Genomic DNA, 10,521 nt, shown 5'->3' with positions numbered 1-10,521 from the left:
GCTTCGCCCCACCCGGGCGGGTGGGGCGAAGCCGGTCGAGCCGTCGGGACGGGGCGGCCGTCGCCCGGTCGGTCGCCTGCCGTGTCGGCCGTACGCCGGGCACCGTCGCGGCACTCGGCGTGGCCGGGCAGGTCGCGACCTCAGATCGTGGCCGTGTCGATCACGAACCGGTAGCGCACGTCGCTGTTCAGCACGCGCTCGTACGCCTCGTTGATCTCGGACGCGCCGATCAGCTCGATCTCCGCGCCGAAGCCGTGCTCGGCGCAGAAGTCCAGCATGTCCTGGGTCTCCTGGATGCCGCCGATACCGGAGCCCGAGAGGGACTTGCGGCCGCCGATCAGCGAGAAGAGGTTGACGGAGATCGGCTCCTCCGGGGCGCCGACGTTCACCAGCGCACCGTCCGTCTTCAGCAGGGCGAGGTAGGCCCCGAAGTCCAGCGGCGCGGACACCGTGGACAGGATGATGTCGAACGTGCCGGCCAGCTCGTCGAAGGTCTTCGGGTCGCTGGTGGCGTAGTAGTGGTCGGCGCCGAGCTTCAGCCCGTCCTCCTGCTTGCGCAGGGACTGCGAGAGCACGGTCACCTCCGCGCCGAGCGCGTGCGCGATCTTGACGCCCACGTGCCCGAGGCCGCCCATGCCGAGGACGGCGACCTTCTTGCCGGGTCCGGCGTTCCAGTGCTTCAGCGGGGAGTACGTGGTGATGCCGGCGCACAGCAGCGGTGCGGCCTCGTCCAGCGACAGGCCGTCGGGAATGCGGACGGTGTAGTTCTCGTCCACGACGATGTGCGTGGAGTAGCCGCCGTAGGTGGGGTCACCGTTCTTGTCCAGGGCGTTGTACGTGCCGGTGTTGCCCTTGGCGCAGTACTGCTCGAGGCCGGCCTTGCAGTTGTCGCACTCGCGGCAGGAGTCGACCAGGCAGCCGACGCCGACGCGGTCGCCCACGGCGAACCTGGTGACGCCGGGGCCGGTCTCGGTGACGATGCCGGCGATCTCGTGGCCGGGCACCATCGGGAATATGCCCTGGCCCCAGCCGTCGCGGGCCTGGTGGATGTCCGAGTGGCAGATGCCGGCGAACTTGATGTCGATCAGGACGTCGAACTCGCCGACCGCACGACGCTCGATGGTGGTGCGCTCCAGCGGAGCATTGGCGGCGGGTGCGGCGTACGCGGCGACAGTGGTCATGCGGGAGATCTCCTAAGGAGTGGTCCGGTGCCCGGCAGCCTTCGTCCGGGCACGTCGTCCAGCCTGCCCCAGCTCACGCGCCTCACCCAGACCACAGTTCTGCCTACGTCCAGTGGTCCTACTACCGGCGGGGACAGGATGCTGTGCGTACGACGATGGATACTGGGCTCATGGACGAGCAGCCCGCATTCGAGCATCGGCCCGCCGGCGGCGGCTCCGCCCCCGGTGACGGCACGGGGCAGGCCCTCGCACGCGCCGAGCTCAGCGAATTCCTGCGCACCCGGCGTGCCCGGCTGAAGCCGGAGGACGTGGGGCTGCCCGATTTCGGGCGGCACCGCCGGGTTCCGGGGCTGCGCCGCGAGGAGCTGGCCCAGCTGGCCGGAGTGTCCGTGGCGTACTACACACGTCTTGAGCAGGGCAACGGACGGAACGTGTCCGCGGAGGTACTGGACGCGATCGCGCGTGCGCTGCGGCTGACGGACGCCGAGCAGGCGCATCTCACCCACCTCGCGAAGCCCAAGCAACACCGGAAGAAGCCGTCGGCGCGGCAGCAGCGGGTGCGCGGGACGCTGTGCCGGCTGCTCGACACCATGGAGGGCGTCCCGGCGTACATCGTCGGGCGGCGTTCGGAGATCCTGGCCTGGAACCGGATGGCCGCGGCGGTCTTCGGCGACTGGTCGGAGCTGCCGCCGCAGGAGCGGAACTGGGCACGGATGGTGTTCCTGAAGCCCGAGTACCGCGAGCTCTTCGTGGAGTGGGACCAGAAGGCGACGGACATCGTCAGCTACCTGCGGATGGACGCGGGCTGCCATCCCGACGACCCGCGACTCTCCGCTCTCGTCGGTGAGCTCTCCGTGAAGAGCCAGGAGTTCCGGCGGCTGTGGGCCACCCATGACGTCAAGGAGAAGAGTCACGGCGTCAAGCGGCTGCACCACCCGCTGGTGGGTGAGCTGTCGCTCTCCTTCGAGACGTTCGCCCTGCCCGACGACGCCGAGCAGTCGGTGGTCGTGTATCACGCGGAGCCCGGTTCGGCTTCGGCGCAGGCGCTGCGGCTGCTCGCCAGCTGGGGTACGGACGCGACACGGGCGGGCGCGTCCGTACCCGGGAAGCAGTAGTGCCGGCTCACCGCACCGACGGCACGGCCGGGGAGCGGCCTGCCTACTTCGTGCCGAGGTAGTAGCTGACCTGCGGCGGCTGGTTGTACCCGGTGTTCTGGAGGGCTACGCCGAGCCGGTACACCGGGTCGTGCATCAGGGTCGGCAGCCGGAACTCGGTGGGGTGCGGAGTGGTGTGGAGCCGCAGCGCGGTGGAGTCGTCGTTGCGCCAGATCATCTCCTCACGCCAGTCGCCCAGGAGATCGGCGGAGAGCGACGGGTTGCCCTTGGTCCAGTTGTCGGAGCGGGCGCCCTGGTCGTACCAGATGCGGCTCAGCTCGGTGGATCCGGTGTACTTGAGGATCTGTCCGTAGCCGGAGCCCGCGGTACCCGACCAACGGTGGTCCAGCGGTTCCCGGTTGGCGTCGCCGTCCCACCAGATCCCCGAGTTGTACGAGGCCGCGCCGCCGAACGACGGCACGGCGTCGCTGATCTTCGTACCGGCGGCGGTGTACAGACCGCCGCCGCTGGACCAGCACTCGGTGCCCGGGTGCGCGTTCGTGAGGTCGGCGCAGATGCCCCGGCCGACGTCGGTGCCGGTCCGCGTGCCCCACAGGATCTGTCCGGTCCGCGCGTCGTGCATCTCGAACCCGTACGGCGGGTCCGTGTGCTCGTGCACGTTGAACGACTCCAGGCCCGGGCGTGCCGGGTCCAGGTCCCCGACATGCAGCGCGTCACCGTGCCCGAGCTTCGTGGTCCACAGGCCGCTGCCGTTGTCGTCCACGGCCATCGCGCCGTAGACCATCTCGTCGCGGCCGTCCGCGTCGACGTCGGCGACGGCCATTGGTTGCCCTGCTGGTCGTAGCTCTTGCCCGCGTTGGTCGACGAGTTGCTGTCGAACTTCCAGCGGCGGACCAGGTCGGTCCCGTTCCAGTCCCACGCGGCTATCACGATCCGCTCGTAGATCCCACGGCTGAAGATCATGCTGGGTGTGGATCCGTTGACGTACGCGGTGGCGGACAGCCAGCCCTCGCGGTGGCCCCAGGTGTCTCCCCAGTCGGCAACGGTTCCGCGGGCCGGTTCGAAGGGCACGGAGTCCATGACCCGGCCGGTCCTGCCGTTGAAGACCGACAGGAACTCGGGGCCGCTGAGCACGGCGCAGTTCTCGGCGAGTGTGAGGCGGTCGCGCTGCCGATGACCGTGCCCGCGGAGTCCTTCGACCCGTCGGACGTACGCACGGACATCTCGGCCGTGCCGTCGCCGTCGTAGTCGTACACCTGGAACGAGTCGTAGTGCGAGCCGCTGCGCACATTGGTGCCGAGGTTCACGCGGAGGTTGCTGTTCAAGAAGCCCTCGTCGCCGGGGCGACGACCACCCCGCAGCCGCCCTCATCCGCCCTTGTGCAGGCGGTCCTCGATCAGTGCGGCCTCTCCGGAGGTCAGCGCGTCGCCGGTGATCGTGACCCCCAGCGCCGTGGCCAGTGTCCGCCAGTGGATGTCGATCGTGGCCTCGACCAGGGTCGCGAACTCGTCGAGGGCGAGCCGGGCCCTGCGCCAGGCGACCGGCGCGGTGGCCGAGCCGATCAGCAACGCGGGCCACCAGTACAGACCGACGAGGAGATACGGGACCGTCCAGCCCGCCAGGACGCATGCCTCGTCGAAGCGCGCACGGGCGTGGCGGACAGGGGCGTGTCCCTCTTCGGGGACGAGCAGCCAGATCCGGGGCCATACGAGCGACGCGCTGAATCGGTACTGCCCGTGGACCCTGGCCTCGACCAGCCGAAGGCGGTCGCTCATCCAGGTCGGCCGCTGCGGCAGGTACGCCCGCACGGGTTCGATTCCGTGCCGGCTCGCCGCAGCCGTTGCCCGGTGGTGCCTGGCCCACCGGCCCCGGCGCGACTGCACCGACGGGGGCAGGAGGTGCCGTTTGCGCAGCCAGAAGCGTTGGACCAGACGTCCGGTGCCCCGGGCGGCGACGCCCGCGAGTCCGGCCGCGGCGACGGCGAGGGACGCCTCCACCACCCAGCGCACGGGGTGGCCCCGCAGCCGGGCCCACGTCCGTTCGGCTGCGGCAACCAGGGCGTCGGAGTCCAGCGCCTGGCCATGGCCGAGTGCCGCCGCACAGCCGACGACCCCGACCAGCAGCAGACCGGGGAGCAGCACCTCGGTGAACCACCGGGTGGCGATGCGTTTGCCCACCTCGGTGAGAAGGCCGAACATCACCGGGCCGGGGTCATCGGGATGTCGAGCGCGGCACAGGTGGGCGGATGTCCCTGCTCGTCACGGCTCGCCCTGCGGTCGCACCTGGCCTCCGGACAGCGGTATGTCCCGGCTCCGGTCGGCCTGACCGGGGACGGGCCGGGGAGCCCGGCCATGCCGGCTCCGGCGGGCTCCGACCAGGAGCGCCACGTGCCGAGTCCGTCCGTGCCCCGCCACTTCCGGTACGCCGTCAGCGCGGATCCGCCTGCGCGGACCCTGGCGACATCGCGTTCGAGACGGGCGCTCGCACCGGCCTCTTCAGCTTCCTCGCTGATCGCGGGAAGGTGCGCGCACCATGCCGCGAACGCCTCGTCCTCGGTCGGTTCCGACCCTTCCATCAAGCCCCCCGAGTCTGTGCTCACCAACGCCGGACCGGTCTCTCATTTTGCCCTAACGGGCTGTCCGGCGCGCGTAACATGAATGGGATGACCTTCCAACGGGGTGCAGCGGAAAGGGAGTTACGCAGCCGGATCGATCGGTACATGGCAGGCGAGAGACCGGAAGCCGTGTTCGATCCCGAGGCGGACGTACTCGCCTACCGACTGGCCGCGCACACCTCGGCCGGGTCGGCCGAATTCGGTGAGGTGGTACAGCTCCTCGGGCTGGTCCACCTGTGCAGCAACGGCATTCTGCGGCCGGGGGCGGAGCTGCCCGTCCTCCCGGAGACGGCCAGAATGCTGGTGCCCGTCTTCCGCTCCGCCCCGCACACCCTCCCGGTGCTCCTGCTGGTGACCGTCGAGCTGATCGCCGAACTGCCGCCGTACCGCAAGCCGGAGCAGTTGGCGGCGAAGGCGATCAACCTGATGAACCACGGCATCGCCGAAAATGACGTGCCGTCGGTGGCCGGTGCGATCAATCTCTTCCTGGACGCCGTGGCCGCCTCGCCCCTCGACCATCCCGATCGTGACGCCATGCTGACGGGGGCCTGCTCGGGCTGGCTCACGGTGTACCAGCTGACCGGCGATCCGTCCGCCGTCGATCATGCCGTGCGTACGGGCGAGGAGTCGTTCGCGGGGTTGCGGCGTCCGACCCGGGCCGAGCCGGCGACCAACCTCGGTATCGCGCTGCGTCTGCGTTTCGACCGCGACGGCGACCCTGCCGATCTGGACAGGGCGATCGAGCTGCTGGACGAGGGGCTTTCGTGCACACCTCCGGACCATGTCGATCTCGCCGTCCGGCACAACAACCTCGGAATCGCGCTGGGGACGCGGTTCAACCACTCCGGTCGCCGCCGGGATCTCGACCTGGCGGTCACCGCTCTCCGGCAGGCGGGCGACGCCCTCGGTCCGCATCGGCGGGAGCGACCGGGATTCCTGGGTGACCTCGCCTACTTCCACTGGGTTCGCTTCGAACAGACAGGTGACCGTACGGATCTGGAGGCGGCGGCCGAGCTGTTCGCAGTGGCCGTCACGTCGCGCGACGAGGGACTGAGGCAACGGGCACAGGCCTATCTGCGGGCGGCCCGCGACGAACTGGCGAAGCTGCCGTAGCAGCAGGACGGCCGGCAGAAGGGGTGGTGGAGGCGTAAGTGACCGGGTGCGATCAAGCCTGGTGGATCGGGCGCGCCGAGCACGCGTACGACCAAGCGCTGGGCTCGGGCGATCCGAACGATCTGGCCCAGGCGCTCTCCGTCCTGCGTCAGGCGCTCGCCGCAACGCCGTTGGAGCATCCGGACGGTGTGTGGTGCCGCTTGTCCCTGGCGACGGTGGAGACGTACGTCTTCAAGACGACCGCAGACCTTGCCGTGCTCAACGACGCGATCGTCCGGTTGGGCGAGCTGACGCGGGTGCTGCCCCGGGGGGACGTGGACCGCAGGGCCGCTCTGGTCAACCTCGCCTCCGCTCTGGCGGACCGGTACGGCTTCCTCACCGAGCCCGCCGATCTCCTGCGTGCGGTCGACGCGATCAAGGAGGCGCTGGTCACCCAGCCCCATGACGCGTTGCTGCTCACCAACTTGTGCATCCTGCTCCACGACCACTACCGGCGCACCTCGGACCCGGCCGACCTCGACGAGGCCATCGACACGGGTGAGCGCGCGGTCGACTTCGCTCCGCCCGGGGCCGGGTACCGCCACGCGGCACTGGGCAACCTCGGTACGGCGCGGCTGAGCCGGTACAGGCTCCGGGCGGACGTCGACGACATCGACGATCTCGAAGCCGCCATCGCCCTGCTGCGGCAGGCGATCGAGCCCTTGCCCCCTGACACGCTCGACCATGTCGTGCTCCTCGCCAAACTGGCCGAGGCCTGGCGTGATCGCTTCACGGCCCGGGGGGATCCGGCCGACCTCGACCGGGCGATCCACTCCTATCGGCTGGTCACCCGACGACAGTTGGCTCATCGTTCGGCGGACGCCCTCACCGGTCTGGGGAACTGTCTCGGCATCAGGGCTCGGGCCACCGGTTCCGCGCGGGATCTGGACGAGGCGATCGCGACGTGGCGGACCGCGGCCGCGACACCCGGCCAAGCGAGGATGCGCTTCATCGCCGCCGCACTCGCCGCGACGAATCTGAGTGAGCACGGCCGGCCGGCCGAGGCGGTGGAGGACTACGCGACCGCGGTCGGGCTGTTGCCCCTGCTCGCCTGGCGCGGCCTCGACCGCCCCACCCGTGAGAACCTGCTCGCGCAGTCCGCGGGCCTCGGGCCGGAGGCTGCCGCGTCCGCGATCGCGGCGGGGGAACCCGAGCGTGCGGTGGAGCTGCTGGAACAGGGGCGTTCGGTCCTCTGGGGGCAACTGCTGGACACCCGGACCGATCTCACCGCACTGCGCGAAGCGCATCCCGACATCGCCGCCCGGCTCGGCCGGCTGGCGGCCCAACTCGACACGCCGAGCGAGGACCCCGACGACCGCCGGCGTGTGGCCGACGCCTGGGACGTCCTCCTCGACCGCATCCGGACCCTCGACGGATTCAGTCTCTTCCTTCTCCCGACACCGTTCGAGCACCTGTCACGGGCAGCGGCACGCGGCCCCGTGGTGATCGTGAACGTCAGCCGGTTCCGATGTGACGCCCTCGTGGTCGGTGTCGACGGAGTCCGGGTGATCCCCTTGCCCGCCTTGACCTCCGAGGACGTGACCCGCCGTGCGTCCCAGTGTCTGGCGGCGGCCGAGCGGCTGACCCGTGAGGGCCACCGGGCCGCACGGCAGACGATATTCGCCTGCCTCGAGTGGCTGTGGGACGTCTGTGCGAGCGAGGTACTCGACGCACTCGGACACACGTCGCCGCCGCCCCTCCTCGAGGGTGACCGGCCGCGGATCTGGTGGTCGGCGACGGGGATGCTCACCTACCTGCCGCTGCACGCCGCCGGCTATCACGACCCCGACGACGAACGGCGCGGCGACACCGTGCTGGACCGGGTCATGTCGTCGTACACACCGAACCTGCGCGCCCTGGCCCACGCCCTGCGCCCCGACCCGGTGACGCCCGGTGCCGAAGGGCTGCTCGTCACCGCGGTCCCGACCGCACCGCCCTACGCCCCGGCAGTGAGTCCGCTGCCCACCGCGGCTGCCGAGGCCGATCTACTCAAGGCCCACTTCTCCGGCCCGTGCACCACGCTGATCGGTGCGGAGGCCACTCGGTCGTCGGTCGTCCGGGCCATGCGTACCCACCCGTACGTCCACTTCGCCTGCCACGGCGGGCAGGACCTGTCCGACCCGAGCAGCAACGCCCTCTATCTGTACGACGGCCCGCTGCGCCTCACCGACCTGATCACCCTCGATCTCGAACCGGCCAGGCTCGCGGTGCTCTCGGCCTGCGAGACCGCTCTCGGTGGCTACGTACTGCCCGACGAGGCGGTCCATCTCGGCGCCGCCTTCCATGTGATCGGGTACCGCCAGGTCGTCGCGACCCTTTGGTCGGTGAACGACCGCACGGCCCCGACGGTCGCTCTCGCGGTCTGCGAGAACCCGCGGAATGCCGCCGAAGCCGTCCATTGCACCACTCGTCACCTGCGTGATCAGCACCTGGACGATCCGATGGCCTGGGTGCCCTTCCTGCACATCGGCGCCTGAGGGCTGTCCCGGGTGCCGCCCTGTGGCCCACGCTCCTGGGCTGTCGCGCCCGGCCGGGGCAGTTGGGCGCGCCGTACCGCGCCGGATGACAGGGTGACGGCCACACCGAGGACGGCGAAGGCGCCGCAGCCGACGAACACCGGGGCGGCGCCCCAGGCTCCGATCGCGGCACCCACCAGCGGATAGCTGAGGGGCGCGAGCCCGACCATGGTGAGCATGACCACGGAGGTGACCCGGCCGAGATAGGCGGGGTCCGCCGCGGTCTGTACGAGGGTGTTGTTCAGGCTGCCGAAGAGGCCCGCGCTCAATCCGATGACCACGGCCAGCACCACGGCGATCGACAGGGTGGGAACCAGCGCGACGGTGGCCGCTCCCGCGCAGCAGACGAGCAGGGTCCCGGACAGCATGAGTCCGGCGCGCGGCAGCCAGCCCGCGACGGTGAGCAGCGCGGCGCTCGCCGCCGCTCCCGCGCCGAAGCCGCTGACGATGAAGCCGTAGCCCGAAGGCCCCCAGCCGCGTTCCGCGTTGAGCAGCACCATGCCGACGTTGAGAGTACCGATGAGGCCGAGCTCGCATACGGCACCCGCGGCGACGAGCGGGCCGATGAGCCGGTGGCGGCGGATGTAGCGCAGGCCGTCGAGGAGGTCCTCGCGTGCTGTGCCGGGTTCCGGTTGCTTCTCGGCGCGTGCCCCGAGGCCGGCGCGTGCCCCGAGGGGGCGCAGCCGTGTCGTCAGCAGGAGCGGCAGGGACACCGCGAAGAGGAGGCCGGCGACGGCGAAGGTGGCCGCCTCACCTCCGAGTCCCATGGCCAGGCCGCCGATGGGCGGTCCCGCGATCTGGCTGAGGCGCATGGACAGGGAACGCATCCCGGTGACGCGGGCAAGCTGGTCGGGGCCGGTGATCCTCGGCGGAAGGGCTCCGATCGCGGGTACGAACAGTGCGTCCACGACACCGAAGACGAGCGCCACCGCGACCAGGAGCCACAGGGCCGGAGCGGTCAGTGCGACGGCGGCGGCCACCGAGAGGATGAGGACGCAGCGCAGTGCGTCACGGCCGAGGATCACCCGGCGGGGGTCGACCCGGTCGGCCAGCACGCCCCCGCCGAGCATGAGTATCGCCCGGGGCAGCGCCCCGGCGGCCAGGACCAGGCCGACCTCGGTGGGGCCGGCCGCCTTCTGGGCCGACCAGGCGAGTGCGACGAAGTACACGCTGTCGCCCACGAGGGATGCGGTGTAGGCGGTGAGCCAGCGCAGCACGTTGCCGTCGCGATAGGCCGGCGTGGTGGCGCTTTCGGGCAGGTCTGTCTCTGCGGTGGTCATTGCGGGCTCCGGCAGGTCGGGAGTGGACGGCGTCAGGTGCGGAAGGGGAAGCCGTAGACGTGCACAGCCACGTGCTCGCTGCCTCGGTGCCGCCGGCCTCCGCGGAGGCCTGTCCGCGCTCCCGCCAGCGTCGGGACATCGCCGCGAACTCCTCGCTCATCTCGCTGAGTTCGGCGGCGGTCAGGTCGACCATCCACTCGGCGCTGAAGGCCGCGTCGGTCCACTCCTTGCCCCAGGCGGCCTACTCGTCCAGATAGGTGCGGGTACCACGCGACGCGGGTGTCGAACATGCTGCGGGCCACCGCGCCGACAGCCACGGCCCCCTCGGGTGTGTCCGCGAAGTCCGAGTCACGGAAGCCCCAGCCCTCCTCGGACGCCACCTGCCACCACCGCTCCCGGCCGTCGGTGCCCTGCCCGGCCGCCTCCGCCACGAAGCCGTGCTCGGCCAGCTTGCGCAGGTGGTAACTGACCAGCGACGGAGCCTTGTCGACCTGCTCGGCGAGTTGGGAGGCGGTCGCCGTCCCGGCGACGTACAGCAGTCGGTAGAGCTGCATCCACAGTGGGTTGGTGAATGCCTTCAGCCGGGACAGGTCGGTGATCTGATCGGGCTCACGCTTCGGTGCATGGCACTCAACGTAAGTGTGAAATTAAAATTGCGCAATA

General features: G+C 70.6%; 7 protein-coding genes and 3 pseudogenes. 3 read left to right on the top strand and 7 right to left on the bottom strand.

Features of this window, described 5'->3' with window-relative positions; all coding sequences use genetic code 11:
• Positions 1-140 precede the first annotated feature (140 nt).
• A complete protein-coding gene (locus tag ACFT7S_RS08095; RefSeq protein ID WP_382728513.1) occupies positions 141-1,181 on the bottom strand; it encodes an NAD(P)-dependent alcohol dehydrogenase in 1,041 nt (346 codons plus the stop codon).
• Between the two features lie 170 nt (positions 1,182-1,351).
• Here ACFT7S_RS08095 and ACFT7S_RS08090 point away from each other — a divergent pair, with 170 nt between their 5' ends.
• Complete coding sequence (locus tag ACFT7S_RS08090) at positions 1,352-2,296, top strand: helix-turn-helix domain-containing protein (protein ID WP_382728510.1); 945 nt, start codon at positions 1,352-1,354, stop codon at positions 2,294-2,296.
• A gap of 43 nt (positions 2,297-2,339) precedes the next feature.
• On the opposite strand, the pseudogene ACFT7S_RS08085 reads toward ACFT7S_RS08090, so the two are convergent.
• The 4 genes and pseudogenes from ACFT7S_RS08085 to ACFT7S_RS08070 all read right to left on the bottom strand — a co-directional run bounded on the left by ACFT7S_RS08085 (position 2,340) and on the right by ACFT7S_RS08070 (position 4,871).
• A pseudogene (locus ACFT7S_RS08085) lies at positions 2,340-3,430 on the bottom strand (hypothetical protein).
• 26 nt (positions 3,431-3,456) lie between these two features.
• Positions 3,457-3,603, bottom strand: a pseudogene (locus ACFT7S_RS08080) (hypothetical protein); the annotation flags it as partial.
• A 60-nt stretch (positions 3,604-3,663) separates the two neighbouring features.
• Complete coding sequence (locus tag ACFT7S_RS08075; RefSeq protein WP_382728508.1) at positions 3,664-4,497, bottom strand: hypothetical protein; 834 nt, start codon at positions 4,495-4,497, stop codon at positions 3,664-3,666.
• The gene (locus tag ACFT7S_RS08070; protein WP_382728505.1) at positions 4,494-4,871 is read right to left on the bottom strand and encodes a hypothetical protein; all 378 of its coding nucleotides are present in this window, start codon (positions 4,869-4,871) and stop codon (positions 4,494-4,496) included. Before ACFT7S_RS08070 ends, ACFT7S_RS08075 begins: the two co-directional genes overlap by 4 nt.
• A gap of 144 nt (positions 4,872-5,015) precedes the next feature.
• Here ACFT7S_RS08070 and ACFT7S_RS08065 point away from each other — a divergent pair, with 144 nt between their 5' ends.
• The gene (locus tag ACFT7S_RS08065) at positions 5,016-6,023 is read left to right on the top strand and encodes a hypothetical protein (protein ID WP_382728502.1); all 1,008 of its coding nucleotides are present in this window, start codon (positions 5,016-5,018) and stop codon (positions 6,021-6,023) included.
• A gap of 38 nt (positions 6,024-6,061) precedes the next feature.
• Positions 6,062-8,539 carry a CHAT domain-containing protein gene (locus ACFT7S_RS08060; RefSeq protein ID WP_382728499.1) on the top strand — a complete coding sequence of 826 codons (2,478 nt, stop codon included), beginning with the start codon at positions 6,062-6,064 and terminating at the stop codon, positions 8,537-8,539.
• Here ACFT7S_RS08060 and ACFT7S_RS08055 read toward each other — a convergent pair.
• Together ACFT7S_RS08055 and ACFT7S_RS08050 are read right to left on the bottom strand one after the other, a co-directional pair.
• Positions 8,485-9,858, bottom strand: a complete 1,374-nt coding sequence (locus ACFT7S_RS08055) for an MFS transporter (protein ID WP_382728496.1) — start codon at positions 9,856-9,858, stop codon at positions 8,485-8,487. The two genes, ACFT7S_RS08060 and ACFT7S_RS08055, sit on opposite strands and share 55 nt — an antisense overlap.
• 32 nt (positions 9,859-9,890) lie before the next feature.
• Positions 9,891-10,412 (bottom strand): annotated as a pseudogene (locus ACFT7S_RS08050) (winged helix-turn-helix domain-containing protein).
• Positions 10,413-10,521 lie beyond the last annotated feature (109 nt).

Source organism: Streptomyces sp. NPDC057136, assembly GCF_042670885.1.
Lineage (GTDB): Bacteria > Actinomycetota > Actinomycetes > Streptomycetales > Streptomycetaceae > Streptomyces.
The sequence above is the reverse complement of the archived record's forward strand: the minus strand, read 5'-3'. Positions and strand labels throughout refer to the sequence as shown.

Coding starts and splice junctions, on each gene's coding strand:
- ACFT7S_RS08090 (WP_382728510.1), top strand. CDS start 1,352: ATGGACGAGCAGCCCGCATTCGAGCATCGGCCCGCCGGCGGCGGCTCC.
- ACFT7S_RS08065 (WP_382728502.1), top strand. CDS start 5,016: ATGGCAGGCGAGAGACCGGAAGCCGTGTTCGATCCCGAGGCGGACGTA.
- ACFT7S_RS08095 (WP_382728513.1), bottom strand. CDS start 1,181: ATGACCACTGTCGCCGCGTACGCCGCACCCGCCGCCAATGCTCCGCTG.
- ACFT7S_RS08070 (WP_382728505.1), bottom strand. CDS start 4,871: ATGGAAGGGTCGGAACCGACCGAGGACGAGGCGTTCGCGGCATGGTGC.
- ACFT7S_RS08055 (WP_382728496.1), bottom strand. CDS start 9,858: ATGACCACCGCAGAGACAGACCTGCCCGAAAGCGCCACCACGCCGGCC.